Origin of the sequence: Nisaea sp., assembly GCF_017640745.1 — a bacterium.
In the GTDB taxonomy this organism is placed as follows: Bacteria; Pseudomonadota; Alphaproteobacteria; order Thalassobaculales; family Thalassobaculaceae; genus Nisaea.
Genome location: NZ_JAEPQA010000008.1, coordinates 112,524 through 139,065, shown reverse-complemented (window position 1 = coordinate 139,065; position 26,542 = coordinate 112,524). Strand labels below are relative to the sequence as shown.

24 protein-coding genes are annotated in these 26,542 nt (G+C 60.9%); 10 read left to right on the top strand and 14 right to left on the bottom strand.

Annotated features, from left to right (window positions below; genetic code table 11):
* The 4 genes from JJ959_RS08110 to JJ959_RS08095 all read right to left on the bottom strand — a co-directional run.
* A partial coding sequence (locus JJ959_RS08110; RefSeq protein ID WP_292881890.1) for an AAA family ATPase occupies positions 1–2,403 on the bottom strand: 2,403 nt, incomplete at its 3' end.
* Between the two features lie 11 nt (positions 2,404–2,414).
* Entirely contained in the window at positions 2,415–3,656 is a 1,242-nt protein-coding gene (locus JJ959_RS08105; protein WP_292881887.1) for a metallophosphoesterase, read from the bottom strand.
* Positions 3,657–3,740: 84 nt separating this feature from the next.
* Positions 3,741–6,143: a hypothetical protein gene (locus tag JJ959_RS08100; RefSeq protein ID WP_292881885.1), complete on the bottom strand. Its 2,403-nt coding sequence runs from the start codon at positions 6,141–6,143 to the stop codon at positions 3,741–3,743.
* The gene (locus JJ959_RS08095; RefSeq protein WP_292881884.1) at positions 6,115–6,324 is read right to left on the bottom strand and encodes a hypothetical protein; all 210 of its coding nucleotides are present in this window, start codon (positions 6,322–6,324) and stop codon (positions 6,115–6,117) included. The genes JJ959_RS08100 and JJ959_RS08095 overlap by 29 nt, the downstream gene beginning before the upstream one ends.
* 156 nt (positions 6,325–6,480) lie before the next feature.
* Here JJ959_RS08095 and JJ959_RS08090 point away from each other — a divergent pair, with 156 nt between their 5' ends.
* On the top strand, positions 6,481–7,746 hold the full coding sequence (locus JJ959_RS08090; RefSeq protein ID WP_292881882.1) for a hypothetical protein: 1,266 nt from the start codon (positions 6,481–6,483) through the stop codon (positions 7,744–7,746).
* A 283-nt stretch (positions 7,747–8,029) separates the two neighbouring features.
* Here the strand turns inward: JJ959_RS08090 and JJ959_RS21350 are convergent, their stop codons facing one another.
* The 3 genes from JJ959_RS21350 to JJ959_RS08080 form a co-directional block, all read right to left on the bottom strand.
* Positions 8,030–8,743, bottom strand: coding sequence for an RNA polymerase sigma factor (locus tag JJ959_RS21350; protein WP_366816939.1), 714 nt, complete (start codon positions 8,741–8,743; stop codon positions 8,030–8,032).
* 197 nt (positions 8,744–8,940) lie between these two features.
* Positions 8,941–9,621, bottom strand: coding sequence for an RES family NAD+ phosphorylase (locus tag JJ959_RS08085; RefSeq protein ID WP_292881879.1), 681 nt, complete (start codon positions 9,619–9,621; stop codon positions 8,941–8,943).
* The gene (locus tag JJ959_RS08080; RefSeq protein WP_292881876.1) at positions 9,618–10,022 is read right to left on the bottom strand and encodes an MbcA/ParS/Xre antitoxin family protein; all 405 of its coding nucleotides are present in this window, start codon (positions 10,020–10,022) and stop codon (positions 9,618–9,620) included. Before JJ959_RS08080 ends, JJ959_RS08085 begins: the two co-directional genes overlap by 4 nt.
* Before the next feature lie 313 nt (positions 10,023–10,335).
* Between JJ959_RS08080 and JJ959_RS08075 the strand changes: the two genes are divergently transcribed.
* Both JJ959_RS08075 and JJ959_RS08070 read left to right on the top strand, forming a co-directional pair.
* Positions 10,336–10,806, top strand: a complete 471-nt coding sequence (locus JJ959_RS08075) for a hypothetical protein (RefSeq protein WP_292881873.1) — start codon at positions 10,336–10,338, stop codon at positions 10,804–10,806.
* Between the two features lie 221 nt (positions 10,807–11,027).
* A complete protein-coding gene (locus JJ959_RS08070; protein ID WP_292881870.1) occupies positions 11,028–11,951 on the top strand; it encodes a hypothetical protein in 924 nt (307 codons plus the stop codon).
* Between the two features lie 777 nt (positions 11,952–12,728).
* Here JJ959_RS08070 and JJ959_RS08065 read toward each other — a convergent pair.
* From JJ959_RS08065 to JJ959_RS08055, 3 genes are read right to left on the bottom strand one after another with little or no spacing between them, the layout of a single operon-like run.
* The gene (locus JJ959_RS08065; RefSeq protein WP_292881867.1) at positions 12,729–13,760 is read right to left on the bottom strand and encodes a CBASS cGAMP-activated phospholipase; all 1,032 of its coding nucleotides are present in this window, start codon (positions 13,758–13,760) and stop codon (positions 12,729–12,731) included.
* Positions 13,750–14,232: a hypothetical protein gene (locus JJ959_RS08060; RefSeq protein ID WP_292881865.1), complete on the bottom strand. Its 483-nt coding sequence runs from the start codon at positions 14,230–14,232 to the stop codon at positions 13,750–13,752. Before JJ959_RS08060 ends, JJ959_RS08065 begins: the two co-directional genes overlap by 11 nt.
* Positions 14,233–14,239: 7 nt before the next feature.
* A complete protein-coding gene (locus JJ959_RS08055) occupies positions 14,240–15,526 on the bottom strand; it encodes a nucleotidyltransferase (RefSeq protein ID WP_292881862.1) in 1,287 nt (428 codons plus the stop codon).
* 146 nt (positions 15,527–15,672) lie between these two features.
* Between JJ959_RS08055 and JJ959_RS08050 the strand changes: the two genes are divergently transcribed.
* From JJ959_RS08050 to JJ959_RS08040, 3 genes are all read left to right on the top strand, one after another.
* Complete coding sequence (locus tag JJ959_RS08050; RefSeq protein WP_292881860.1) at positions 15,673–16,017, top strand: helix-turn-helix transcriptional regulator; 345 nt, start codon at positions 15,673–15,675, stop codon at positions 16,015–16,017.
* Positions 16,018–16,022: 5 nt separating this feature from the next.
* Positions 16,023–16,910, top strand: coding sequence for an ImmA/IrrE family metallo-endopeptidase (locus JJ959_RS08045; RefSeq protein ID WP_292881858.1), 888 nt, complete (start codon positions 16,023–16,025; stop codon positions 16,908–16,910).
* Between the two features lie 363 nt (positions 16,911–17,273).
* Positions 17,274–17,735, top strand: a complete 462-nt coding sequence (locus tag JJ959_RS08040; RefSeq protein WP_292881855.1) for a hypothetical protein — start codon at positions 17,274–17,276, stop codon at positions 17,733–17,735.
* 685 nt (positions 17,736–18,420) lie between these two features.
* Here the strand turns inward: JJ959_RS08040 and JJ959_RS08035 are convergent.
* The gene (locus JJ959_RS08035; protein ID WP_292881853.1) at positions 18,421–18,837 is read right to left on the bottom strand and encodes a DUF6362 family protein; all 417 of its coding nucleotides are present in this window, start codon (positions 18,835–18,837) and stop codon (positions 18,421–18,423) included.
* Between the two features lie 227 nt (positions 18,838–19,064).
* Between JJ959_RS08035 and JJ959_RS08030 the strand changes: the two genes are divergently transcribed.
* Positions 19,065–19,769, top strand: coding sequence for a S24 family peptidase (locus tag JJ959_RS08030; RefSeq protein WP_292881851.1), 705 nt, complete (start codon positions 19,065–19,067; stop codon positions 19,767–19,769).
* Positions 19,770–19,838: 69 nt separating this feature from the next.
* Complete coding sequence (locus JJ959_RS08025) at positions 19,839–20,249, top strand: YbaN family protein (protein ID WP_292881849.1); 411 nt, start codon at positions 19,839–19,841, stop codon at positions 20,247–20,249.
* 25 nt (positions 20,250–20,274) lie between these two features.
* Here the strand turns inward: JJ959_RS08025 and JJ959_RS08020 are convergent, their stop codons facing one another.
* Together JJ959_RS08020 and JJ959_RS08015 are read right to left on the bottom strand one after the other, a co-directional pair.
* Positions 20,275–20,790: a copper chaperone PCu(A)C gene (locus JJ959_RS08020; RefSeq protein WP_292881846.1), complete on the bottom strand. Its 516-nt coding sequence runs from the start codon at positions 20,788–20,790 to the stop codon at positions 20,275–20,277.
* A gap of 79 nt (positions 20,791–20,869) precedes the next feature.
* Positions 20,870–21,277, bottom strand: a complete 408-nt coding sequence (locus JJ959_RS08015; protein ID WP_292881844.1) for a DUF2946 family protein — start codon at positions 21,275–21,277, stop codon at positions 20,870–20,872.
* A gap of 70 nt (positions 21,278–21,347) precedes the next feature.
* Here JJ959_RS08015 and JJ959_RS08010 point away from each other — a divergent pair, with 70 nt between their 5' ends.
* Together JJ959_RS08010 and JJ959_RS08005 are read left to right on the top strand one after the other, a co-directional pair.
* The gene (locus JJ959_RS08010; RefSeq protein WP_292881841.1) at positions 21,348–22,718 is read left to right on the top strand and encodes a class I SAM-dependent RNA methyltransferase; all 1,371 of its coding nucleotides are present in this window, start codon (positions 21,348–21,350) and stop codon (positions 22,716–22,718) included.
* Positions 22,715–22,960, top strand: coding sequence for a ribbon-helix-helix domain-containing protein (locus JJ959_RS08005; protein ID WP_292881838.1), 246 nt, complete (start codon positions 22,715–22,717; stop codon positions 22,958–22,960). Before JJ959_RS08010 ends, JJ959_RS08005 begins: the two co-directional genes overlap by 4 nt.
* Here JJ959_RS08005 and JJ959_RS08000 read toward each other — a convergent pair.
* Positions 22,946–26,524 carry an AsmA family protein gene (locus tag JJ959_RS08000; RefSeq protein ID WP_292881835.1) on the bottom strand — a complete coding sequence of 1,193 codons (3,579 nt, stop codon included), beginning with the start codon at positions 26,522–26,524 and terminating at the stop codon, positions 22,946–22,948. The genes JJ959_RS08005 and JJ959_RS08000 overlap by 15 nt on opposite strands.
* Positions 26,525–26,542: the final 18 nt, after the last annotated feature.

Below are 26,542 nucleotides of genomic sequence, written 5' to 3'. Positions count from 1 at the left end.
GTCCGCCCGGAGCTTCTCGATCTCCTGCCAGACCGACAGCGCCTCGTCCGCTTCCTCGGGCGCGGCGTCCGACGGCAGCCCAAGTCCGGGTACCTCGGCCGCCCACTGCCCGCGCCACAGGTTCAGATCGGCTTCAACCCGGGCCAGATCCTCCCGCCGTTCCTCGGCCTGCTGGCGGCTAGCGGTCAGCATACGCTTGAGCTCGACCGCTCCTGTCCAACGCTTGTCCGCCGCATCCAAAGCGACCGTCACTCGTTCTCGCAGGACCGGCGTCGTCATTTCCTCGGTGCCGTCGACCCCAAGTTCGGCGGCCGCACGAAGGAAATGCTCACGGACTTGAAAGTCCTCAGCTGCCGCTTCCTGCTCGGCCAATTGCGCTGATCTGAAGTCCCGGAGCTTCGCGAGAACCTGATCCTTGCGCGCCAGCCAATCCCGCATGTCTGCTGGTGCACCATGCTCGACGCCAGTCTGCTGCCACAGGTTCTCCCACTCCGATGTCCAGTTGTGCTTCCGCTGCTCAAGGTCCTCCCGGCGCGCCTCCAGGGCAGTGAGATCCGCTTTGACCTTCTCAAGCTGGCCAGTGGATGTAGCGAACCGGGCGATCCGATCAGCCTCCCGTTCACGGCCATCGGCCAGGAAGTCGGCGTGGTGAACTGCGCCCTCATAGATCTCAGCCACACCGGCGTCCCCGCCGAACTCCGCAAGTGCCTGTTCGGGCACGTCGGCGTCTTCCACGTAGCGGCGCCGGATTAATCGCCATCCATCGTCACGGTGCTCGCGAGCCGTCCGCAGGGCTTCGGGCGTCGGAACCTCGCCTCCGGCCTGAAGTGCTACGAGTTGGCCGTCCAGATCCCTCTGTTCCGCTAGCTTGCGTTCGCGCTCATCGGTCAGCGCTTCCTGTTCGCGGTCGAGGCGATTCAGGGCCTGCCCCAAGCGGGCGACGGCGTCGCCCGAGGGAAACAACGTCTTCGCCAATTCGTCGGCGCCCAGTGACCATCGCCCGAGGCCGGAGAGAGCCGCCAACAGTTCCTCCTCGGTCTCTTTGAGCGCGCGATTTGCCTGAGCATGCCGGGCAGCCGTGTTTCCCAATTCGGAGGCAGATTTCACTGCGGCCGCTGCAGCGGCAGGGTCGACCGGAGAGCCAGCATCTTCCAGCTGCCGCTCAGCCTGGCGTACGGCCGCCTCGATCTGCTCGAGTTCATCACGGGCCGAAGCCAATTTCACGTCCAGCCGGTTCGACTGTGCTATCAGCGCCTTCACCCGACCGACTGATCGAGCGGTCGGCACCCGATCCGCGATCTCCTCCGGTGACATGGACAATCCAAGCTTCATCAGAAGCTCCCTAACCTGCCCCCATCCAAGGTCAAGCTCCCGTTCGCGGTTCGGTATGCTCCGACACTTGTCGATGTAGTCACCCAGGTGCGTCATAAGGGCAGTGATCCGGTCTGCTGATGCAGGCCACGGGTCCGCGCTTCCAAGCACCTTCAGGTCACCGTGCAACTGCTCAGTCGCTTGGGTCGACCTGGCGACGGCGGCAGAAGCGTCCTCGAACGCTTTGGTCGCCTGCTGCCAGGTCTCGGCGAAACCCTCAGGTAGATCCACGCCATCGCCCAGGGCTTCCAAGCGTAACTGAAGGTCATCGACCCTGCGAAGGATCGGTGCCACCCGCCGGATACGCTCGAAGGCACTCTGCTCCCTGCGTGATTCCGCCAGGGCATCCTCGGCTTCCTTCAGAGCCGTTCTGGCCGCTGTGACCGCCCGCTCGGCCGCGACCCAGTGGTCCGCGCGCAGCATCTCGGACTTCATGCGAGAACTGGCCTGCTCGAACCGGTCATGGGCTTGCCAATACGGTTTCGAGGAGGCCTTCCTGCCTGAGGGGGCGCCGATTTCGTCCGCGTCCTCCGACAGCTGCTTCGCCACAGCCGAGAGATGCGCTGTGCCCGCACCGGCCTCAAACAGGCTGCGGGCGATGTCGCCACCGGCCTCCAGCATGCCTTTGCCACCCTCGCGCAGGCGCTGGTGGTTCAGGCCGAACATGCGGATGAAGAACTCTTCCGTCGCCCCGCCCAGGAACGGCACCAGGCTGTCCGCAGGAAGCTCGCCGCCCTCGTCCGGCTTCAGCAGGCCGTTGCCGCGTGTCTTGCGGCGCTTGAACTCCAACTGCTGCCCAGCCGCGTTCGTGATCTTGGCGCCGATCCTGAGGCGGCTGTACTCGTGGAGGAAGTTGTACGGCGTGCGCTCGGGGATCCCGAACAGCACATCGCAGATCGCTGCCAGCGCCGTCGACTTGCCCGCCTCGTTCGGGCCGTAGATCACGTGGAGCCGGACATCGTCACCCGAGAGGTCCAGGCGCAGACCGTCGAAGTGGCCGAACCGTTCGAGATGGAGCTCCTCGAAACGCATCGCGGCCGCCCTCAGTCCACACCGAGAAGGCGATGGCGCAGGGTCGCCTCCGCGCCCTCAAGGATTGCCTGCAGGGTCGCGTCATCGACCTCCTTTAGGTCCGCAAGTTCCCGAACACGGCCGGGCACCTTCGTGAGCGAATGCTCGAGCTCGTCCCTGAGCGCGCTCATCTCGTCCCGGCTCGAGCGGATCTCGTCGACCGTTCGCAGGAGCTCCGCCATCGCATCCGCGTCGGTCGAGACAGTCTGCGCCACGTCCTCCGTCTGCAGAACCACGCGCTCGAGCCAGACATCGCCGCCGACCTGCTCGGCGATGCCCAGGCACTCGGCCCGGGTGCGCTCAAGATTACCGGCAAGTTCGCTGTGCAGCGGCGTATTGCCTCCGATCGTCAGCCGCGCCGCCAGCGTCCGTCCTTCGGCGGTGTCGACCGCGTCCGACAGCGCGTCCCGAACGCGCGCCAGTGCGTCTTCGTATTCTTCGGATCCCGACAGATCGACGTGGATATGCTCCCATCTCACGACATCCAGGGTGATGTGCTCGACACCGGTGATCTCGTGGCCGTCGACCGTCAGAACAGTGGCGCCCTTGGAGCCCGTCTCGTTCGCATGGCGTCCCTGCAGGTTGCCGGGGAATACGATCCACGGGTTCTCGTTCAAGACCGCACGGACATGGACGTGTCCGAGCGCCCAGTAGTCGTAGCCCTTAGCGACGAGCTCGGGCACCGAACATGGAGCGTAGAGGGCGTGTCCGGGCCGACCGTCCGCGGCTGTATGCAGCATGCCAATGTTCAGGAGCCCCGGCGCCGGATCGGGATAGGCTAGCGAGATGTTCTCGGTGACGTCCCGTTTGGGGAAGCTGCGGCCGTGAACCGCGACGCCGAGGTCTTTCAGCACCCATGTCTCGGGCCGGTCGCTCCGAAAGACCTTCACATTGTCGGGCCAGGTCAGCGACCGTGTCATCTGGTTCTCTGCGTCGTGATTGCCCTTGATGACTCCGACCCAGATCCCGGCGCGGTCCAGACGAGCCATCTCGGACACGAAGAACAGGCCGGTCGAAAAGTCCCTCCAGTCGCCATCGTACAGGTCGCCCGCGATCAGCAGTAGTGAGGCCTCAATGTCGATGGTGTGATCCACCAGCGCCGTGAACGCGCGGCGAGTGGCGCCAACGAGGTCGGACGCACGCTCACCGGCGCGCGAGGCCAGCCCGGCGAGCGGGCTGTCGAGGTGGATGTCGGCAGCGTGGATGATGAGCATGTGTCGCCTGAGTGTCTACAAAGCCTCGCGCCCAAATCGATAGAAGGACACAGCCTCTCCTTGAACAGCGAAGTAGCTCATCGACTATCCCACCTGAGCGCCTGCATCCCCAATTTTTTCTGAGTAGGCCAAATGGTTCCCGTCACACCGCCACGATCGATCGTCTCGGCGGGACGCGAATTGCCCGCATTCGTCACAGTGGAGGCTTATGTAAAGGTCGGACAGCAGGCGCGCAAACTCCTGCACTTCTCGCTGGGTTGGAGGAACGGGAACAGGATTGTAGTGAGCGCCACAAGCGTTTCGCACCCACACATTCTGGTCCAAAGCCTCGATGAGTTCTGCGTTTACTGCTGCATACCCTTTTTGCTTCTTGAGTCGAGCGGCCACTGGCGGCCACAGATCAGCAATCGTCGGAGGCCTCTTGAAGCGCGCTGGGACCGCAATGCTTAGTTCTTCCGCTACTTCTCGGAGCAGGTACTCAAAGAAGCGTCCAGCAGCCGCGGCCAGCGTCTCTTGGGCAAGCTTCTCTCTTTCCTCCGGAACCATGACCCTGTCGAAATCAGTAAGCGCGTCGCCCAGCACGGGTCCGCGTTCCACGTCCCAGTTGCTGATTCGGAAGTAGGAGTATCGTCCCCCGCCCAGCGTGCGGCGAAGCGCTTCATAGAAATAAGGATCGTGTGTCGTGATAATCACTTGATGGTCGCTGAACTCATTCTTGATGAGGCTAGCGATCCTTACACGATGCGCTGAGTCGACGGAATGCATGACGTCGTCCAGAATCAGCACTTTGAATATTGGTGATATCGTTGCCTCGTGCTTGCGCAGCGCCAGAAAATAACAAAGCCCAAGCGTATCGAGATGCGACTCGCTGAAATGCAGGAGGGGGTTTTCACGAGTACCATGGAACTGAGTCCATAGGTTCACTGAACCTTGTCCCGCCTGCCGCACCTCTAAATTGGACGTTGCGATACCCTCGCCAGGGTGGATGCTTTCATAATATTCGTTGGCTACGGTCGCCACACTATCAAAAGTCGATTGCACGGCAGCTTTCCGGGCATCGACCGCATGTACATGTATGCGCCCAACCACAGTTCTACGAGCATCAATATCTCGAACCTTTGCGTTAGCGGATTGATAGCGTGGCCATTCAGCGATGAGGGAATCGATCATCGACGCGGCCTTGGCGAGCAGTACGCGCCGATCTCCTCCTCCTTCTTTGGCAATAGCCCCCTCGATCTCGGCGATCGCATCGGCATGACCGCCGACTGTTAGCTCCAATCGCGAAAGCAACTCCCGAAAATACGCACCTCTTGCTTCGAGAGGATCAATACTCGCACTCAGTTCCTCCAAAAATGTGGAGGTATGCTCGTATTTGTCCGGAAGCGGGGTTCCCATGAGTCTCCCCCAATTCCCGATGAGCTTCTTGAACGCACTTGAAAGATCTTGCACTCGAGGGAGGAGTTCCCTTCTACGCTCTTCGACCAGCTTCCTCGCACTTGTGATCCTGGCGTCAGCGGCAATCCGTTCGTCCAGTCGCGCGATCAAACTGTCTCGGTTGATTGACTGTTCGCACAACGGACAGAACTGCCCGTCACCAGTCATGATCACCTCTTTCCCTCGGATCAGCAGATCCGTCAGGACAACCTCGGTGCGAGCCTTAACCTCTCGGTCGACATCCTCCACGGCGTCTGCCAGACCGCCGAGCAACTCCGCGAACTCCCCGGGTATCCCCAGTTGCTGGAGTTCCCCCTTAAGTGCGGCCAAGGCAGTCAACCGTTCATTCTGAACCCCGCTGCCGAGTTCGTCGGCGATCCGCTTCCGTCGTTCTGCGCGCTGATCCTCCCGATGTAATTCAGGGTATTGCAGGTCGCGCAACAAACCGTTCAGACGGCCTAGCACGACCTCTTCGTTCAATAGAGTTCCTGGTTCGAGCTCAAAGACCGCGAGCAATCTGTCGACCAATGCAGCCGTATCTGCGACCGCCGCCTGATGGTCTGTGTCGAGCCGATCCTTCCAGTCTCTTAAGCCATCCTCTATCTCTCGATAGGCGCCAAGATTCATAAACGCCTCTACCTGCCTATAGCGAAGACTCGGCTCGGCAGTGATGAACTGCAGTAACATATGCCGCCGCAGCACGAAGCTGGCGCCCCGCGCTGCTTGTACCCACGATCTCTGCACTTCAGGAAGTGGCCCAGGGTCGGTCTCGGGTGATAGAAACGCCTGAGCGCCGCCGTCTTCTAGCGTCACTCGGATTTCTGGCTGCCCATCTCGAACGTGTGGAGCACCCGTCTCCCAGTTAACCCCTCTGCGCTGTGCCGGATACAGTGTGCTCTTGCAACTCAGCCCAAACTCTAAGGAATCGACGAGCGAACTCTTGCCCACGCCGTTCGGCCCCTCGACGACCAATCCCTTGTCGCCAATCGGCAGTTCCGGCCAATCACGGGGTATGCCGCGGACACTACTCGCCTTCAGGCTCTTCAGCTTCATCTTCCTGGCCTTCTTGGGTGAGCACCGTGTTTAGCCGCTCGAAGTCAGCTGGATTTGCACTGCCCAGATCCTCCTTCATCGCGTCTCGAACCTTCTGCTCGAGCCCGTCATCCCGTGCGATCCGCGCATGAAGCTCGGCTAACGCCATATCGGATGGAGTGGTTGGCTGGCCTTCCGGCATCGTGTGCAATCTCCCTATTCAGCAATTCTGTACAACCCGATCTAAATTTCAACCGAAGCGTGGGTCAATCGATAGACGTCGATGCGGCTTGAAGCCCGCGGCAGACTGGACGATCTCCGGGGCCCAACCGGCGACGTAGCTAGGAAGGAAAACACTTTGCAGGATCTCACTGTCGGCGAACCCGCATTCGGCGGCCCCCAGCGCCTGCTGAGCCGGGAGGAGCTCTATGACCTGGTTTGGCAGACCCCAATGTCGCAGCTGGCAAAAAGGTTCGGCCTCTCAGATGTCGGCCTGAAGAAGGTGTGCCGGAAACACGACATTCCGACGCCACCCTTGGGCTACTGGGCGAAGCGCGCCCACGGGAAGCGAGTGTTTCAGCCGCAATTACCTGCCACGAAGGGACCGCAGAAGCTGGTGCTGAGCGTCGTTCCTTTGGCAGTGGAACAGCCCGAACTCCAAGCTGAGCAAGCGAAGGCTCTTAAGCGGGCTTCAGAATTCCCGCCAATCCAAGTTCCCTCGGACCAACCGGCGAACCTACATCCGGTCGCAGTCCGAACTGCGAAGGCATTGCGGGCAGCAAAGGTCGACCAGCACGGTCTTAAGCGCGTCAGCGAACCCGGCGCGGTCGCTGTAGTAGTCGGCAACGCCTCGGTCGACCGAGTGCTCCGGATCATTCACGCCTTCGCCGCCGCATCCGAGAAGCGTGGCTTCTCGCTCACCGAACATCCTGAGGGTGTCCAGGTCCTGGTCGAGGGCACGCCGGTCTTGTGGCAGCTGAAGGAGACCACGGATCAGACTCCGCACGTGCCAACGAAGGAAGAGCTCAATTGGCTAGCCCGCCGCGAGGCGGATCGGGCCAAGTATCCTTACCTGTACTCGTCCCGTAGCGAAGGGCCCGTCTTCCGTTCCTGGGACCAGGTTCTATCTGGACGCCTCTCCATGACATTGCGGGATCCATCCGCGCCGCGATGGGGCCGGAAGGATCTGATAGGTCACTGGTGCGACCGCAGGAACAAGCTACTTGAGGACTACCTGGACCAAGCGATGGCCACGTTGGCAACCGGCGCCCTTGCGATCCGCCATCGACACGCCGAGGAATCCGAGAAAGAGCGACAGCGCCTTGAGGATCTGGAGCGGCAGCGGCTGGAGCGGGCGCGGCGCGACAGGGCTGAGAAGCGACGTCATTTCCTGTTCACGAAAGCGGATGAACATGAGCGGTACCGGAAGCTGGTGGCGCTAGCCGAGTTCCTTGAGCAGAATCGCGAACAAGAGTCGCTCGGCCAAGAAACCCGCCTTTTACGCGAGCTTCGAGAAATCACTGGCGCCATGAGGCGAGACCTCGATTTGGCCGCTATGAACGCGGAAGCTGATCGATTGCAGCTGTATGCGGATGAGACTCTTCCAGCGAAGGAACCCGAATGACACAGAGGGGCCACGTGATCGCACGGGAGGTCGCGCTGCACCGTTGTAGGTTGCATCAGGCCACCGGACGCTGGTCACGGCCAGTTACCGGAAGACCCGATGATCGTTGCCCAGCTTCTCGACGGTCTGCCGCGAACCGATGCCCCACCCCGGATCCGCGCGTCGAGCAAGCGGTCGATGAACAACCCTTCGCAGCCGGAGACCGTGACCTAGCCGACGCGCTCGCTCTTAGGGCACGACGGATCGCCCCCGCATGCGCCGATGCACTCCTGGTTCTTGCCGATCAATGCGGTGCAGCGGAGCGATATCCACGTAGCCGATCTCTAGCCAACTGAATCCGCTTTCTGGCCGTCGCATCACTGACGTGGAGGCGACTGGCAATTTCGGCATACGCGAGCCCTTCCACGAAGCGGAGAGCAAAGGTCTCCCGCAGGACGTCGGGTAACTCGTCGAGGGCCTTCCCGAGTTGGCGCAAGGCATCGTTGGCCAGCATCACTGCTTCTGGATTGTGTATGGGAGCGGGCACGGTTGGCGAAACCTCTCCCATACCCATGACCTGTTCGGATCGACGCCTCTGCGAAGCGCGGACACGAATAAAATCCACACAGGAATTGTGAGCGAGCCGGGAAAGCCAGGCCCGCGGGTCGCGGATCCCAGAGCCTCTGCCGTCCTTAAAATGGGTCGCCGCCCTTAGAAGAGCATCGCCGAGCGCGTCTTCGGCGTCCGCAACATCACCTGACATAATACGTGTGCAATGATTCAGAAGCTTGTCCCTGTGCGAGGCCCAGGCTCCCCAGAGATCATCCAATGCGCTGGGATGCTCGACGGTAGTCTGAGGTCGCGCCAGGATTCCGGTCGCTGATGCCTTCTTATTCACTGGGTTCTGTTGGATGTCGCAAATTCTCGCGTGGCGCAAAGCTCGAAGGTCCTGTTCTTCTGTCGACTTCGATCCTGTTTCGGCCGATTGCCCTGTAGGCCAGCAATTTCCGGTCCCCATGTCCCCCTCCCATAACTCATTCCCTATGAGCGATGGGGGCATGGAATAAATATTTATTCAATTAATAAGTGCATATTCAAGCCAAGCGATCTGGGTTTAAGGCGAGTGCATCGCACGCCCGCAGACCCAGCGCATCATCGTAAGGCAATGATCGATAGCATGAGCAATAGGAAGCAGATCTTTAGCGATCAGATCCGTTACCGGAACTCGCGTTTCTCATAGACATTCGAGATCGCTTCGCCGTCCCAGACATAACAGAGATGCTGTCCTTGTATCGGGTTTGCGAGTAGAGGGGGGCGGAACACCGCGGCGCATTCTCCGCCTTCCCGGCGCACGCTGTCATACGCGATGCCATCGGACCCGCTCTGTCGGAGGTCTCTCGCGAGATACTGGGCGGCCGCATAGTTGGTCTCATGATAAACGAGCGGGTAGGCCTCTTGTTGGCCTCTCAGGTCGTGCAGGTCTCCATCGAGGTCGACCAGATAGACCCGCATGTCGAGCTCCATATGCTCTTGCTCGGTCGCGCGCATAAATCGCTCGCGATGGTACTTCGTCTCCGCCACAGCCGTTTCGAGATCAGCCGCGGCATAGAAGACGCCGAAAGTACCATCTGTGAACCGGCTGCCTTCGGGGTTCAGGTGGGTAAAGGCCGCCATGATGATGCTGGTGCCCGGACCGCTGACCCGGTCATCCGGCGGCACCATAGAGATATCGCCCACCTCGTCACGCAGGCGAGGATTGGTCATCGCCTCCAGTTCGAAGATCGCCTCGAGGTCATCCGGTTCCGTCACGCGCTCGAACAGCGAGATTGGCGGGAAGCGGCTCGGGATGATGCGCCAGGACGGTCTCCATTCAATGCGCGATATTGGTAGCGTCACGCCCAGCCGCCTCGCTGTGCGTCGAGATACTGGCGCACGACGAATAGGTCAGCGACCTGCCCCGAGAGCATGCGCGACAGAGCGGACGTGCCGCCGAAGAGCGGACTCGCATTCGGCCGCTTGATCCATTCGTCAGCAGCCTCTTCTTTCGGCAGCAGGATCTGAAGGGCCTTATAGATGCCGACAATGTACGAGATGCGCTCAAGGGTGTCTTTTGGGAGCGTGGTGTTGGTATCGCGTTTCCAGTTGTAGAAGGTCGACCGCGTGGTGACACCGAGCAACGTCATCTGGTCGTCAGGCGTCAGCTTCCACAGATCGGCGATCCGGAAGAACGTGCGTAGTGCCGGACCGGAAAGCTCTTTGCGACTCCTCGCTGGAGCGGTACGTGGCTGCGTGGTCATGGCTAAGTCCATATTTGCACTGTGTATGATATGTAATGCAAAAATGGACTTAGTACAAGTGGCACAATGACCCCTGGTGCTACGGACAAGCCGTTCACGAGCTCAATTTGCCAACGAAGTGTTGAGTCGTTTCATGCTTACAGAATGTGAGCGCTCGTTGAAATCGGTGAAACGATCCGACCTGGTGAGGCAACAACCGATACGGACAAACAGAAGACTGAATTGCTAATCGGACGCATCGAATAGGATCCACGGCCGTCTCTTGCATAAAGCGATCGCATTCTCTGAGGAGTAACCAATCCAGGAGGATGAGATGATCGATACCGAACTGTTGGGCGCTTCCCGCCGGATCAATGATATCGATGCGCCGCTTGACCGGGCTCTAGATGAAATGGAAGACGCGGCCGAAGACAGAGCGCTTTCGGTTGCGTGGGCCAGGAAGGCGCTCAAGATCGAACCGTGCTGTGCCTCAGCATTGTTGGTTCTCGCAGAATATGCTCCGACCGCGGTTGAGCGTATCGCGCTCCTGAAAGAGGTGATCGGCACCTACAAGCGGAGCGTCCGGGCTGGCCAGCGGGACGAGATCGACTCCGTTTGGGATAGCGGCGCAAAGCCCATTCTGGCCGCCGTCGCATTGCTGGGCGATGAGCTTGCGGAGCTCGGTGATATCGAAGGTGCGAAAGCTTGCTACCGAGCGGTGATCGAGCGGGACGAAGATGATCGGCTTGAGGCAGGGGCGTCGTTGGAGGCTTTGATGGCTGGTGAGACGGCGTTTCGGGCTTGAGAGCGATTGCTTCGAAGTGAGGAAATAGCCGAATGCCTTTTGTCGTTTTGAAGGCCTAGACTTACGGTTCCTTTGTCGAAACGACTATGCTTCGACTCACGATACGGCTCGGTCTGTTCAATTCGGGCTCTGGAACGGCTCAATTTCGCCACCCAGGAATTGGGGGCGCCCCTCACGAACTCGCCAGCGTATTGAGGTCGAGTGCGATTAGAGAGAAGTCGATGCAGGCAGCGGCAATGGAGTGGTGGTGGGTCCTGCTTCCGATATGGGCGATAGCCGGAATTGGTTTCGCAGGCTTGTTCTTATGGACGGAAAACAGAACAAGCGATTCCGACGATCTATTGGTGAACATATTCGTTTCGATGCTTATTGCCGTCGGCGCCCCTCTCGTTGTGCTGTTTTGCATCGCAGTCGCTTTGTCGATGCTAATCCGCGGCGAGATCCCCTTGACCACACATCGGCTTTGGGGGAAAGCGCCTGCAAACAGAAACAGCACACTGGTTGAAATGATCGCGCTGCGCCGTCGTTCCGATCCAAATCTGAAAGACATGCCGCACCCCGAAAAATGGATAATCGCGGACCTCTGGAGAACGGCAGAAGCAGCCGTTCTCGAAATCGTGGAGCTAGCGTCACTCCTCAAGTTTGATGGCTTTACCGAGGAAGAAATAATCGAACGAATAGAGGCTTGGCGAAGTGCGACCGTGGAGAGGCCAGAACTGCCACCGAGCGACATAGATTCCTATGTAAGATACCGTGTTGAATGTGAGGCGCCTCGCTATCCGCTCGATAACAAGAAGCTTTTTGCTAGAACCTTAGAGATCGCAAAGGCCTACGCCGAAGTCTCAACAAAATCCTCGGCCGCAGAAGATTCTGTGCCCCGAGAATGGCTGGAAGAGCGCATTTCGCTCATCGAACTTGATCGCAAATTAATTGAGATGCAGCGGATTCCAGGTGGGCCTGGAGGCCTGTTTCTGTCGCCCAAGAAAGACGAGATGGCACGGATTAAGCTTCGAATGCGTAAAGAGGACGAGCTTTGGATCTACGAGAGTCCGCCAGAAACCTGGATTAATCTGGGTGGACGTCGCGGCGTGGCATTGGTTCGAGACGGCAAGCCCATCGAAAACATAGTCCTCTCGATGAACTGAGTCCTCAGTATCGACCACAGAGCGAATTAAGGAACGCCAGAGCAGGCAACCGACACAAATCACATGTCATGTAGCAGCGCTATCGCAGTACGAGGCTGGCGATCCGAGTCGAGCGTCGATGCCAATATCCACCTGTAACGGTAAACTGGCAATTTCTGGTGGCGACTCGGTTAATAGAAGTGGCTGCCGAGAACGCGCGGGACCCAAACCTCCCCATTCATTACTCACCCTTCCGCGATCTGCGCGCTCGCTGGAGAGGCAACCGGGATCTCAGAACTCTAGTGCCTATGCAAGGCATAGCGTTGAGGCGTCCACCAGATCAAATCCGGGATGCAATTCACCGCTATTCGCACTCTGAAACTGAGCGCCAGCCGGTTCCTGGCAACCGATATTCGACCCTTACGGTCTGGCCTCGATAAACGGCGCTTGCCCGGACCTTACACCCGAAGATGCTTCATATTTAACGACCGCTAGGCGCCCGAGCGGTCGAGTGAACTTGCGCTCACCGACGGATAGATATCGCATAACTTGCTTTATTGGAGCAAGCGAAGGTCCCCAATCGAATCCTCGGCTTCTTGCTGGCTTCGTAAGACATACAGATTTCCGACGGGGTCAACCCACTATGTCGAATCCCATTAAGAAGCAACTTAAGAAGCATCCCATCACCGCCAGTACGGAGAAACTCAATTTCTGGGGCAATTTGATCCCGTTGATTTCAGTCAGGACCGGATTTCAGGCCACGCGTTTTGGAAAAGCCACAAGCCGAACGCGTGGGGATCACGACGAATAGTAGCGCTCGCGAGGCCTTACGATAGCAGCGAAGAAGCGCGAGATAGCCTCCTTGTTCGACTGGAAATCTCGCTTGGCCAAACCTGGGAGGCGGGCATATGCTGCGGCATAATCATCCATCTCAACAAGCGCGTCTTCGCCGGTAGGCTCGAGGCGGACGCATCGCTCTGGGCCGAGCAGCAACTTGGCCTGGGCGGTCGCGTTGTCTGTCGTGAGGAACATGGCCGCTTTGATGACCTCTCTCCACGCCCAAAGACCACCCAGCACATCAGGTCTCCGCAATTCGAACGGTGGGTTTCCTGTTCCGATACTCAACACTTCGATCTGGTCCGGTGTTAGATCGTAGGCGGTCAATGCATCGACCAAGGCGACCATAACCGGGTTATTCGCCCACACGCCGCCATCGATGAAGATTCTTCCGCTCTCTTCGTGTTCATGGCCTTTCAGGTACGTCGGCGCGGCCGATGTCGACCTGGCTACCTGCCACATCGGTGTCCGATGATCATTGCGAAAGTCCTCATGGTGATCGGTCTTGAAGACTGCGATCTCGGTCTTCGGCATCATGAAGGCAGGAACAACGATACGAGTCGCTGACTCGGCCAACAGGTGATCCCCGAACCGGCGTTTCAGCGCATTCTCCAGTTCCTCGTGCGCGAGCTTCGGACCTAGAAATCGCCAACGCACCCACTTGCGGACCCTGCTCCACAATCTTGTTGGTACTGGCGGAAAGATCTTTCTCCCATCGTCGCAGTAGAAGGACGTGATGTCTGCCGTGGAAATCCCGAGGCCAAGGCCGAGGGCTATGATGCCGCCAGTCGACGTGCCTGCTATCATGTCGAAGAAGTCAGAGATCGGTTTCCCGTGCCCGAACTCTTCTTCACATAGGCGAAGAAGTTCAGCGGTGTAGACGCCCTTTATCCCTCCGCCATCCAGCGCCAGGATCTTGAATGTCTGATCCTTTGGCCAGGGCTGACGGCGCCGTGTGGTCTGAAGGCTGTTGGCTCGCCGATCAGTGAACATCGGCAAGCACCTCCTTGATGGTCTCCACTTCACTCGCATGCATGCGCGCCACGCTTTCATATCCCACGCCAGGCGCCAGCCAATCCCCTGTAAGATGCCACAGTTCGTAGTAGGCCAGCCATTCAGCGGCCCAGTAGATCGTCGTCTCTGCGATCAGGTCTGACGGCGACCATTCTCGTCCCTCAGGGTCAAACAGACACAGTCCCGAACGAGTGGGTTCTTCCTCATAGAATATCAGGTGAGGAATTTCGGCGAATTCGCCGCCGGGCCGCGGCGCAAGTGGGGGCGAGTCGACGAATACATACGGAAGTGACATTTCTCCCGGCTTCCAGAACAACGAGATACTGTAAAGCTGCGCCTTGGGCCGTAGCGGACCTGCCCACGCCAATGTCCCATCCGGCAGCTTCTGTCCGGTGAAGTCGGGCCAAAGACGGCGCATCGCCGCAAGCTGCGAAGCAGGGGATCGACGCATTTGACCTCTACTCGTCATCCTCGCCGTCCAGCACCGACGGGTGGAAGTTATGGCGAGGAACTTCTCGATACTGTTCAGACGAAACGACAATGGCAGGAGCCTGGATCGCCCCAGAACGATCCGCCGAAAGAATAGGAGTTGGATCTTTCCGGCGGTCGTGCCGTGCCGCCAAGACCGCGCGCTGCTCCTTTCCAACCCGTTCGCCGAACAGGTCGTCGATGGCTTTAGCTATCTCCACAAGGGGGGCGATCGCGATCTTCACCAGTTCCGACGTCAGGTGCTCAAGCTGCTCCGCGAGAGTGCGCATATCAGTGAGACCATCGGGTCCGGGACGGGGCCAGCGGTCGTTGATCTTGTCGGCGGGGTAGCTCGGATTCACCTCCAGCGGGCGCGTGCCCTTCTGAATGTGTGCACGCATGATCTTGGCGATCGAGTCGGCCAGCACGAAGAGTTGCATCGACAGACCCAGCGGCGCGAACCCGACGTCCCCGGCCTTCTTTGTAAGGTAGATCGACGGCGGGCGGTTCAGGGTGAGGTCTTCGTAACGCAGGTTCAAGTAGCGCTTGAGCAGCTTCAAGGCGACTGCCTCTTGAGCGTCAATTTCGCTGGGGATAATGGGAGGGAGGTCGGCCTGGTCGGCTTTCGCCACAACCAAACGCTCTTCCTCGTTGATGAAGTCGAGGCGATTGCGGCCCGCGGCAGTTCGATGTCGGCCCAGGCTCTCGGCGAACTTCTTCTGGCCGACCCCAACTTTCGTTCGAAACCACGCAGTAAAGCCCCACGGGTTTGAGGCGACGCGATAGGCGTCCCCACTGTCCGGGGAGTGAAAAATCTCCCCAGCCCGAGAAAGAGTCATCCGTTCACGCCGATCCATGATGGCAACATCCATATGCATGAACGGAAAGCGAATCTGGACGCAGCGTGTGCATCGGACAATCTCGGTTGCACCCGGGAAGCCTTGCAGAGCTTTCTCAAGTTCGTCGAGTGCCCGACTGTCATCCCAATTGGTCGGTACGTCGACCTCAACGATCGCATCAACATCAAACCGATCGTCCTCGGTACCACTGACGATCGTAGTACTCGTCGCGACGGAACCCTGAGCGTAAATCAGGCTCACGCCATCGATCAGGTAAGGCGCCAGCGGGCTCTTGTCGCGTTCGAGGTGCTCCTTGAGAAGCCGGTACCGGTTTTCTGCAACCCTCCGATCGCGAGGGCTGAGCTCAATGAGGGCAGCGACATCTAGCAGAACTTCGTCGAGAGCGGTCAATTGGTGGAACGGGTGCTCGTGGGACATGGGTCAGTCCTTGTGTCTGGCGCGGCTCGTAAAAATAACATGCATGCCGCTATCATTTGCTTGTCCATGTCGCCAACGACATGAGATACCTGTCTCAAATGTAAGAGCGTCGCAATTGGCGTCAAGATTTTTATGTCGGAGAAGACATGTCAGAAGACGGGCACGCATCAGAAATTTTCCGCCAAAGGCTGAAAAATGCCAGAGAATTAAGAGGTTACAGTCAGGAAGAATTGGCAAAACGTGCTCGAATGCCAGCCAGTTCGATCGCGCATTTCGAAACAGGCCGGAAGCCTTCGTTCGACTCCTTGCGGCGACTCGCAGTCGCGCTCGAGATTACCACCGACTACCTGCTTGGACGTGTCGAAAGTCCTGAGCTTGCCCAAGATGGCGACCCGCTATTTCGTGACGTCGCAAAGCTTACCGGCAGCGACCGAGAGATCGCCCGTGATTTTCTGGAAATGCTAGCGAACCGCCGGGTCAAGAAAGATTAGGGAATATGAGCCGTCGTTTTAGCCTGAAGCTCGCCCGTCAGACTGCTGAAGCATTTCTGAGAGACGAAGGCATAAAGGAGTTGCCTGTCGACCCCTTCGCCATTGCTGAGAGCCGCGATATTGTCGTGCAGGCCAAACCTCAAGAGCATGATGGTGTGTCTGGCATGCTTCTGCGCCACGGGAATGAGTTTGGTATTATCTATGCGACTCATATCCCAAGCCTCGGCTTTCAAAGGTTCAGCGTGAGTCATGAACTGGGACACTATTTTCTTCCAGGGCACATCGAACATGTTCTGAAGGACGGCCCTCACGTATCGCGCGCGGGGTTCGTGACGAATGACCTGTTTGAGTTGGAAGCCGATCACTTCGCCGCCGGGCTTCTAATGCCAGAGACGCCATTCCGCAGCGCCTTAAACCGCTACGAACCAGGGCTCGATGCGATCAAGGCCGTCGCGGAAATTTGCATAACTTCTCGAACAGCAACAGCAATCCGCTTCGCAGAACTCACTGACATCGCGGCAGCTGTGATAGTGAGTACAGACGGGACGATCGACTACTGCTTCATGTCTGAAGCGATGAAGTCCCTTCCAAAACTTGATTGGTTGCGGAAAGGCTCTTCCCTACCACCAGGCACTAAGACGGCACGACTGGCGGAGCGGCGCGACGCGGTCGTAGCGGGAGAGGAGGTGGTCGACGAGGTCGATGTCCGTGATTGGCTCGGCGGAACTAAACCATCCTTGGTTTCCGAGGAGTCGATTGGTCTTGGTCAGTACGGTAAAGTTCTGACGGTCCTCGTTTCGACGAGCATCGGGCAAGAGGGGCTGGGCGATGAAGATCTAGAGGATGAAGACGCTGACCTTCTAGACAGTTGGACGCCACGCTTTCGGCGGTAAAGGCAGCGCATTGGTGATTTTAAATTTGCGTAGATCAATAGCTTCCGTATCCATCCGAATTCGACTACACAGACCGCCTCAACGACGCAGACTAGCCCCGCCACCAGTGCCACCCGCCTACGCATTTTCATTTTGTCGTATTTGTACCTAATCGCGGAATGACGCGGAAAAAATCTAACCAAATATGGGGCAGTGTTGGGCGGGCAGATCAAATGCGACAGTCTGAGGTGTCACTTACGTACTAAGGTTCTGGGTCAGGTATCCTCATTGAAATTTTTCTGACGCAGCGCTCGGTGACAAAGTCAAAGAGGCTAGCTAAGACATTGACCAATCAGTCCTGCGTACCTTCATCTGGAGCCATACATGCCCGCTAAGATTTCGATTTCGGATTTTCTAGATTTGTTCGAACGAGAGCACGAAACCGAGATTTTTAGTGAGCAAACTATGGACTACTTCAATTTCGAAGAAGCTCATGGAGATGCGGACGGGTATGCAGTCGAAACCGGTTACATCGTCCGAGAGGTTTCATTTCCAGGATTTCGGCTACAAAGCCGCATTGGTTACATTCACCATGTAGGCTCTCCCGAGGAGGCGGAGTACATTCCTGCTCTACCGCCTGTTCCTATCACGGTCGAAATCGATACTAAAAAGTATGCCATTGTCACTGAGGAAGGTGCACAAATGACACCCGAAGACGTTCAGCGCAGAATTCTCGCTGAGTTCCCGACGGTGTACCGCTTTCCGATTAATATCCTAGATGTAGTGGTTGTGAGTGGTTCGAGCATTCGTGAACACGGTGCAATCACTGTATCTGTACGTGAGTAGTGACCTGAGCCCCGAGTTTCCTCCGTCTATTGGTAGAGCCCGATCAGGAATTGGAGTGCTCCCGAACGTGCCCTCGGCAGGGGCTAGAGTTTCCGGGGTTATGGCTCATGCGGGCAATTGCCCGCATGAGCCGGACAGCATGGCGACCGGCGGTTTGTTGCCGATGGCGCTGTGAGGTCGCATCCATCTGAGATGGTGGCGCGAAGCCTGGTTTGGCGGCCGTTGCTTTGCTGGGCGGCGAGCTTGAAGAAAACTCGGCGATATCGAGGGGGGCGAAAGCTTGCTGTCGACCGGCGATTGAGCGCGATGAAGATGAGCGGCTTGAGGCGGCAGGGCGATGGAGGCGTTGATGGCTGGAGGGGCGGCGTTTCGGGCTTGAGAGCGTGACTTAGGGGTGAAGTGCCCGCCACTCTTGGAGTCTGCGCGGCCATTGATTTATCAAGGTTTTTGGCTCTGGGAAGCCAGCAATTGCGTCAACAGCATACCGCTAATATGGCAAGTGACAAACTTATGTGGCAGCCGACACAGAGCGCCGACTGTAGGATAGTATTTAGCCGATTTTATAAAGTTTGTAAAGCGGTTTTTTCCGATAGATTTTCGTAATTAAGTATGCGGAAGTGCATTCTATTCGGAAATATGCCTCAGTTTCTTTGAGTTGTCGTTCCAAATAATCGGAAAAAACCGATTATCTAGGCGCAGGGAAACCGGGTTTGGCCGGTGCGCTTCGAAGCCGTTCGCGGATGGCACTGAGTCCCTGATCTTCGATCCGGCGCAGGGTGACATGGCTGCGTCCGTCGATATCCTCCAGTTTCCGCCAGGGGACGCCGCACGCGCGCGCCCAGACGATCTTGCGCTGTTCGGGACTGCAGGCAAACATCCAATGGAGACTCTCGTCGAGCCGGTCGATCGCCGCCGGACTTGGAGCGGCGGGTCTTGTGCGGCCGGGCGCGAATTCGTGCGCCAGGCTGTTCCGGACGACGTCGGGCCAGCCCGTGAGGCGCGGCTTTGCATAGGCCCGGGGCAGCCGGCGCAGCGTGTCTGCCGCTTCTTTCAGGCACTCCTTGATCCATTTTGGATCGGGCACGTTCTCTGTGACGGTCATAGACTCCCTCCAATAGGATCCCGTGCGCGCGCATCCAGTGCAGGCGTCAAAAGAATTGCAGAGTGGATTGGTTCCGCGCCAAATACGTTCTTGCGTCACGGGATCGGATTTTCCCGGTTAAAAATACCCACTTCACTGACGCGTAGGTTGTTGTATGCCAAATGCATTCTGCCTGCAATAGGAAAAAAACTCTTGAAGTGCCGATTGAGTAAGCTTAGGCTCCCGTCATGAAACTCGATACCCAGCGCAAGCGCATCCTCGAGCTGGTGGCACACCGCGACCCGCCGACGGATCTCAAGAAAGCCTCGCTGGCCTGCGGCAAGAACCACGCCTATCTGCATCAGTTCATCAATCGCGGCACGCCGCGCAAGCTGCCGGAAGACGTGCGCTATGCGCTGGCCCGCCATCTCGGGGTGGACGAATCCGTGCTGCGGGCCGATCGCGACGCGCTTCCGGCGGCACCGCGGCCGAACCGGTTTGCCCCCATGCCCCTGGCCGACCAGAGAGGTGGCGCGGGCGTGATCGCCGTGCCGGAAGTGCGGATTTCGGCCTCCGCCGGCGGTGGCACCCACCTCGAGCAGGAGCCGGGCGGAACCGACTGGTATTTCGATTCCGGCTGGTTGCGCTACGAGCTGCGCGCCGCGCCGCGCGATCTCCGGATCATTTCGATCGACGGCGATTCCATGGAGCCGGTGCTGCAGTCCGGCGACAAGGTAATGATCGACCTCAGCCGGACCGCGCCCTCGCCGCCGGGGATCTTCGTGCTGCATGACGGGATCGGACTGGTCGCCAAGCAGCTCGAGCTCATCCCCAACAGCGAGCCGCCGCGCCTGCTGATCCGCTCCGAGAGCCCGCGCTATCAGAATTACGAGCGGACCCTGGAGGAGGTGAATATCGTCGGCCGGGTGATCTGGTTCGCCCGCCGCCTCTAGCCGGAACCTTCGCCCTTACTATATCTTAACGGCTTGCCGGCACGATGGACCGGTAATCTGGAGAGTCTTGTGAGCCGAGAGCCGAAAACCATCTGCGGACCGTTCCGCTACGTGCTGCTGGCCGTCGGCCTGGTCTGCACTGTGGTCGGTATCGCCGGGATCATCCTGCCGGGGCTGCCCGGGACGGTCTTTCTGCTGATCGCGCTCTGGGCCTTTTCCCGCTCTTCCGAGCGCTTCCATCTCTGGCTCTACAACCATCCCCGTTTCGGCCAGGGCCTGCGCGAATGGCACGAGTACGGCGTCATCCCGCCGCGTGCGAAGATTGCCGCGGTGACGATGATCGCGGTCACGCTCGGTCTGCTCTGGGGCGTCGTGCTCGAGGACTGGCGGCTGGCGGCGGCGACCAGCGCGCTGCTGACGCTGGTCGCGGTCTGGATCGTCACCCGGCCGGGCACGGTCAAGCTGGAAGATCCCGCTTGACGGCGCCCGCCGGGCTCCTGATTTCCTAGTTCTTCTTCATGCCATGGCCGGCGCCATGGTTCATCTTCATGCCGCCCGCGCCGGCGCCGACGGACTCGACCGTGATCTCGACCGTGACCTCACCGGCCTTTTCGAAGACCAGCGTCACCGGAAAGCTCTCGCCCTCGACCAGCGGCGCCTTCAGGCCGATCATCATCACGTGATAGCTGCCCGGCTCGAGCATGACATGGCCGTTCGCCGGCACCTCGATGGGGCCGCTCGGGCGCATCTTCATGACGCCGTTCTCGTGGATATGGGTGTGCAGCTCGACCCGCTCGGCGACGTCGCCCCTGGCGTCCATCAGCCGGTCCGGCGTGCCGCCCATGTTCATCAGTTTCATGAAGGCGGCGCCGTTCTTCGCCCGGCCCGGGGTCGCGCGCGCCCAGGGATGGTCGATCATGATGTCGCCGGCCTTGAATTCATGGGCGCAGACGGGCGAGAGGCCGCCGAACAGCGGCAGGGTGAGAAGGACGAGCGCGGCGAAGCGCGCGATGTTTTTCACGGAAAGATTCATTGCTCTGACTTTCAATTCTGCAGCGCGGCGGGACCGCGCGGGAAACGGGCTTGTGTGAATTGAAGCGTCAGAGAGGGGGCGCGCGCGGAAATTCCGACGAGACGGTCCGCCGGGCAGGGGCCGATTGCGGCTGCTCGGTGGAGAAGGTCCGAAGCGCATGAAGCGGTTTCGCGGACCGGTCGGTTTCTGGCAGATAGGCGAAACCGCTGCCGCAAAGCCGGCAATGGTCGCAGGGATGCGAGGCCGTCTCCGCCCCGTCACTCGTGCCGTCCGCGGTGTCGAGACAGAGCGCCGCAAGATCGGCGGCGAGGCTTCCCGGAACGGGTTTCCCGAGGCTGGCCGCGGTGCCGAGCGAGAAGCCGAACTGCAGCACGAAGGCGAAAAGTCCGATCCAGGCCGCGAGGAAGCGCCGCCGGCGACGGGTCATCGCGGGCGCGCTCCTCAGTTCGGCAGTTGTCAGATCGGCTCGTGCCATGTCATCACCATTGCGGCGCGCCCGCCGGCAAGGGGCCGGGCAGCGCACGCGCGAAAAGGATGGACGCTTTATGGGCCGCGGACGGCAGAGAAGCAAGCGGGGACGCGACGGACAGCGGCGACGTTTCGCCGCAAACAGCACGGTTCTGGAGCTCGAGATCGAGCGCCTCGGCGGGCGCGGCGACGGGCTTGCCGAGGCCGCACTCAAGGTCGGCTATGCCGAGGAGACGCGTCCGGTCTTCGTGCCCTTTGCGCTGCCGGGAGAGCGGGTCCGGGTGCGGCCGGTCTCGGACCGGGGCGAAGGCGTTGCCTGCGAGCTGATCGAGCTGGTGCAGCCCTCGCCTGAACGGATCGACCCCGCCTGCGCCCATTTCATGGCCTGCGGCGGGTGCGCCGTGCAGCATCTCTCGGACGAGGCCTATCGCGGCTGGAAGCGGGATCAGGTGATCCAGCATCTCGGCCGGGTCGGGCTCGGCGAGGTTCCGGTGGCGGAGCTGCATCCGGCCGCGCCCGGGACCCGGCGGCGCGCCGATTTCGTGCTGCGCCGGATCGGGGCGAAACTGATCGCCGGCTTCCATGAACGCGCCAGCAACCGGATCGTCGAGCTTTCCGAATGCCCTGTCCTGCTGCCGGAAATCTTCGCCCTTCTGGAGCCGCTCCGCGCTCTGTTCGAGCCGGTCCTGAAGCCCGGCGAGGGTGTCGACTGCGTCGTCAATGCGCTCGATAACGGGCTCGATGTGCTGCTTCGGCTGCCGGCTCACCCGGGTCTCGGTTTCCGCGAGAGTCTTGCCGCCTTCGCGGAGACCCACGACCTCGCCCGGATATCCTATCTTGCCGGAGACGAGACGCTGACCGACGCGGTGCCGCTGGCGGAGCGCCGGCGGCCGCAGATCCTCTTCGGCGGCACTCCCGTCACTCCGCCGCCGGGCGCTTTTCTGCAGGCGACGCGGGACGGCGAGGCGATCATCCAGAAATGCGTCCGAGACGGTGTTGGCGCGGCCCGCACGGTCCTCGATCTCTATGCCGGCTGCGGCACGCTATGCCTTTCGCTCGATGACGCGGCGGAACGTGTCGCGGTCGAAGGCGACGACAGCCTGCTGGCGGCGATCCGGGCCGGGGCCGATGCGGCGGGGCTCGGCGCGCGCCTCCGGACCGAGCGTAGGGATCTGACGCAGCGCCCCTTCGCGGGCAAGGAACTGAATCGCTTCGAGGCCGTGGTGCTCGATCCGCCCCGGGCCGGCGCGCGCGAGCAATGCGTCGCACTCGCCGCGTCTCGGGTCCCGCGTGTGGTCTATGTCTCCTGTAACCCCGCGACCTTCGCCCGGGATGCGCGGGCTCTCGTCGATGGCGGTTATGTCTGTCACGGGGCCACGCCGATCGACCAGTTCCTCTGGACCCCGCATATCGAACTCGTCGCCACCTTCGAGCGGCCGGCGGCATGAGCGGAGGCGACCCGACCCATCTGCGCAAGCGCACGGTCACGGTCTCCGGGCACCAGACCTCGATCTCGCTTGAGGAGGCTTTCTGGGAGGCGCTGAAGGAGATCGCGCGGAAGCGGGAACTTTCGATCAACGCGCTGGTCTCCGAGGTCGACGCCACCCGCAGCGGCAATCTCTCGAGCGCGCTCCGGGTCTATGTGCTCGCCGACCTGCAGCGCGGAAACTCCGGATCAGTTCCCGAGTAGGCCTTTCAGCACGCCCTGCAGGGCCTTCTCCGGCGTCAGCTTCTCGACCGGCTGCGACGGTGCCGCAGAAGGCTGTTCCGTTGCGGTTCCCGATCCCTGTGTCTGCGTGCCGCCGCCGCTCTTGTTGAACTGACGCAGGATTCCTCGCTCGATCACCCGCTGCAGCACGAAGGCCTGCAGTTTGTTGGCGTCGAGGATCTGGCGCGGATTGTTGAGCGGACCGACCATGCGCAGGCCGATCGGCGGCGAGTTCGGATGCTCGCTCAGCCAGAACTGGGTGTTCACGTCCATTTCCTGCGGCGGCAGATTGACGACGGCGGTGCCGCGGCCCTCGGCTGCTTTCGATTTGAGCGTGATATCTTCCGAGCGCAGCACGCCGTCTGTGATCTGATAGCTCGCGGTGAGGCTTTCGAACGGCGTGGTGCCGCCGCTCATCGCCTTCTGGGCGAGGACGAGGAAATCGACAGAGCGGTCGAGCTGTTTCAGCTGGTCGCTCACGGCCGGCAGGTCGAAGCCTTCGACGGTGCCGTTGCGGACCGCCATGGTCCCCGAACCCTGCAGGCCCGAGACCAGGGCGAACTCGCTGCGGCCACTGGTCTGCAGAGCGGTTTCATAGTCGAGCGTCCCGGTGACCTGGGCGACGTTGGCTGCCGACATCGCTGCCTGGCGCACATCCGCGTTCTTCACCTTGAGCGTCATCTCCGCCGACGGAGTCGCTCCGTGGCGGAGGCTCGCCGTTCCGTCCACAGTGCCGCCAAAGAGGCCGGAGGTCAGACGCGAGACGGTAAGGGCGCCGTTGTCGAGGATGGCGGCGAGATCGAGATTGTCGAAGACATAGGCGCCGTACTGGACCTGCTTCGCCTTCAGCGAGACGTCCGCGTCCGCGGCCAGCAGACCGGAGGTGTCGATCGTCTCGCGGGACCAGGCGCGGGCGCCGCTCTTTACCGGGACGGCCGGAGCGACACCGCCGCCCGGGCGTGCGCTGCCCTTCGGCAGCCAGGGATCGATGGCGACAGTGCCGGTTTCCGCGGCAAGCGTCAGTTTCGGGCGGGGATCTCGCAATGCCAGCGAAGCCTTGCCGGTGAGCGACAGCGGGCCGGCGCCGAGCTTCAGGCCGTTGATGGCGAGGTTGTCGGCGGCGCCTTCGAGCCGGGTTTCCACTTTGACCGGGCCGAGATCCCTTTTCTCCGGCGTGTAGCCGGGAGCGAAGCTCCGGATCAGGGCGACCACGTCGGGATGCGCATAGCGTGTGTCGAGCGCGAGGACCGGCTTGGTACCGCTGGTATCGACAGTGCCTTTGACGCCGAGCTGACCGCCGTCGAGGTCCATCGTCGCATCGACGGCGAGGGCGCCGTTCTGGGCGCTGGCCAGGGTGGCGGCGAGTGCAACGGCTCCGAGCGACATGTCCGCGGGCAAGGCGCCCGGAGACAGGGTCTCCGCCATCCGTTTCACGTCCGGATGCTGCAATTTGAGGGCGAGATCGAGGCCGAGCGGCCGGGCCAGCGGCTGCAGTACGCCCTTCACCGAGGCGCTTCCGCCAACGGCACTTGCCGTTGCGTCGACCGTCAGGGCGGAGAGATCGCCGAGAATGCTCCCGGCCAGCCGCACCGCGCCGACGCGCTGGAGGGTTTCGGTCGGCTCGACCCCGCCGAGCCGCGCGAGGCGGGCGGCGGATTTCGCATCGATCTCGAAGTCGAGCTTGGTGTTGGGATCCGCGACGGACCCGGCGAGCGAGCCGCTCAGCTTGACCCGCGCTCCTCCGAGATCTGCGATCGACAGGTTGCGCAGGTTCAGTGCGCCGTTCTGGATCGTGGCGTCGACCTTGCCGTTCACGATGGCGGTCTGGCGCACCAGAAGCTCGTCGAAATTCACGACGATATTGGCATCGAAGGTATTGAGGGCGACGGCGATCTGCTGCATCGGGGTCGGGCCGGCGGGGGCGGGCTTGGCGCTGCCGTCCGCCGGAGCGCTGTTCCCGGAAGCTTCCGGCGGCAGATAGGCGTCGAGATTGAGCTTGCCGAGATTGAGCGCGAGGCCGAAGGCCGGGCGCTCGCGCAGCAGCAGGGTCAGGCCGCCGCGGATCTGGGTGGTGTCGAGATCCATGATCCAGTTGGTGAGCTGGACCTGTTCCGGCGTCGCGGTGATGTCGGCGCCGAGACTGCCCTTGCGGAGGCGATCGGGGGCAACGGCGTCGAGCTCCGTCCCGAGCCATGCGAGGGCGCCGCGCAGATTGTCGGAAACGAAATCCGCCCGCCCGGCGAATTGCGGTTTTCCTCCGACGCTCTCGAGCGTGCCGGATACCGTCAGATCCGAGCCGCCGGGCATCTGCGCGCTCAGGACTTTCAGGACGAGCGTCTGGTTCGCCAGCGCGACTTCTATCCTGGGCTGCCGGACGACGCCGCCGCGGAAATCCATGGCGTCGGCGGAGAGCGTGAGATCGGCTTCAATCCCCTCCGGAAGGGCGAACGAAGCGGCAGCGGCGGCCGGTGCCGCGGGTGCTGCCGGAGCGGGAGAGGGAGCTGCAGCGCCGCCGAAGGCGGCGATCAGCTGATCGAGCGAGAAGCGGTCGAGCGCGAGCGCGGCATCGACGGCGAGCGGGCTGCCCAGCTCGGCCGTGACCTTGCCCTTGGCGGTGAGGCCCGCAGCCGTGAGAGTGAGGTCGCTGGCGGCAACCCGCGTCTGGTCTCCCTCCAGTTTCGCCGCAAGCTTGAACGGGCCCTTGAGGGCCGGGGGAACCGACCCCTTTGCAATGCCAAGCGGCGCGAGCGCGTCGACCGCGCCTGTCAGATCGGCGCCGGACGCCGTGACCGTACCGGCGAGGCGCGGATTGTCGCCGAGCACGATTGTGCCGCCGAAGGAGACTTCCGCGGCTTTCTCGCCGATCGAGAGCACGGTTTCCAGTACCGTCGCCCGCCCGGCATCGATCCGGCCGGTGGCGGCGGATATGGAGAGGGGAAGCCCCTGATAGGCAAGGCCGGCCTTGAGCTTGAAGGGACCGTCCAGGCTCTCGGCACTGAGCGTCGCATCGATGCCGGTGACCGTGTGCTCCTGGCCGCTCGCGTGATCGAGAAAGCTCACCTGCCCGTTGACGATTTCGGCACCGTCGAGGGTGAAGTCCAGATCGCCGCCGCCGGTGCCAGCCGTTCCCGCATCCGCCTGGGGCGCCGTTTCCGTCGCGGCCGCGAACGTCCAGTTGTTGCCGCCGCCGGCGAACTTCTCGAGCCGGATCACCGGGTCCTTCAGTGTGACCGAGGCGACCTTGATCTTGCCGCTGAGCAGCGGCGCCAGCGCCACATGGATCTGTAGCGCGCCGACCGAGACAAAGGTGTCTCCGGTCCCGCCCTCCGCATTCGCGAGGCGCAGCTTCTCCACCGAAAGGCGCGGTGCCGGCAGAACCTGGAATCCGATATCGCCGTCGATCTCAAGCTTGCGGCCGGTCTGGTCCTCGACCGCCTTGGTGATCTCCGTCTTGTAGCTGTTCCAGTCGACGAAACTCGGCCCGACGAGAATGACGGCGCCGAGAACGATCACCAGCGCCAGGATCGCGAGAACCAGTTTCTTCACCATTGCCTCCATTCGATG

What these genes read in the sequence shown, in the direction of transcription:
- JJ959_RS08105 (WP_292881887.1), bottom strand. Translation starts at nt 3,656, where the DNA reads ATGCTCATCATCCACGCTGCCGACATCCACCTCGACAGCCCGCTCGCC.
- JJ959_RS08100 (WP_292881885.1), bottom strand. Translation starts at nt 6,143, where the DNA reads ATGAAGCTGAAGAGCCTGAAGGCGAGTAGTGTCCGCGGCATACCCCGT.
- JJ959_RS08095 (WP_292881884.1), bottom strand. Translation starts at nt 6,324, where the DNA reads ATGCCGGAAGGCCAGCCAACCACTCCATCCGATATGGCGTTAGCCGAG.
- JJ959_RS21350 (WP_366816939.1), bottom strand. Translation starts at nt 8,743, where the DNA reads ATGGGGACCGGAAATTGCTGGCCTACAGGGCAATCGGCCGAAACAGGA.
- JJ959_RS08080 (WP_292881876.1), bottom strand. Translation starts at nt 10,022, where the DNA reads ATGACCACGCAGCCACGTACCGCTCCAGCGAGGAGTCGCAAAGAGCTT.
- JJ959_RS08075 (WP_292881873.1), top strand. Translation starts at nt 10,336, where the DNA reads ATGATCGATACCGAACTGTTGGGCGCTTCCCGCCGGATCAATGATATC.
- JJ959_RS08070 (WP_292881870.1), top strand. Translation starts at nt 11,028, where the DNA reads ATGCAGGCAGCGGCAATGGAGTGGTGGTGGGTCCTGCTTCCGATATGG.
- JJ959_RS08065 (WP_292881867.1), bottom strand. Translation starts at nt 13,760, where the DNA reads ATGTTCACTGATCGGCGAGCCAACAGCCTTCAGACCACACGGCGCCGT.
- JJ959_RS08060 (WP_292881865.1), bottom strand. Translation starts at nt 14,232, where the DNA reads ATGCGTCGATCCCCTGCTTCGCAGCTTGCGGCGATGCGCCGTCTTTGG.
- JJ959_RS08055 (WP_292881862.1), bottom strand. Translation starts at nt 15,526, where the DNA reads ATGTCCCACGAGCACCCGTTCCACCAATTGACCGCTCTCGACGAAGTT.
- JJ959_RS08050 (WP_292881860.1), top strand. Translation starts at nt 15,673, where the DNA reads ATGTCAGAAGACGGGCACGCATCAGAAATTTTCCGCCAAAGGCTGAAA.
- JJ959_RS08045 (WP_292881858.1), top strand. Translation starts at nt 16,023, where the DNA reads ATGAGCCGTCGTTTTAGCCTGAAGCTCGCCCGTCAGACTGCTGAAGCA.
- JJ959_RS08040 (WP_292881855.1), top strand. Translation starts at nt 17,274, where the DNA reads ATGCCCGCTAAGATTTCGATTTCGGATTTTCTAGATTTGTTCGAACGA.
- JJ959_RS08035 (WP_292881853.1), bottom strand. Translation starts at nt 18,837, where the DNA reads ATGACCGTCACAGAGAACGTGCCCGATCCAAAATGGATCAAGGAGTGC.
- JJ959_RS08030 (WP_292881851.1), top strand. Translation starts at nt 19,065, where the DNA reads ATGAAACTCGATACCCAGCGCAAGCGCATCCTCGAGCTGGTGGCACAC.
- JJ959_RS08015 (WP_292881844.1), bottom strand. Translation starts at nt 21,277, where the DNA reads ATGGCACGAGCCGATCTGACAACTGCCGAACTGAGGAGCGCGCCCGCG.
- JJ959_RS08010 (WP_292881841.1), top strand. Translation starts at nt 21,348, where the DNA reads ATGGGCCGCGGACGGCAGAGAAGCAAGCGGGGACGCGACGGACAGCGG.
- JJ959_RS08005 (WP_292881838.1), top strand. Translation starts at nt 22,715, where the DNA reads ATGAGCGGAGGCGACCCGACCCATCTGCGCAAGCGCACGGTCACGGTC.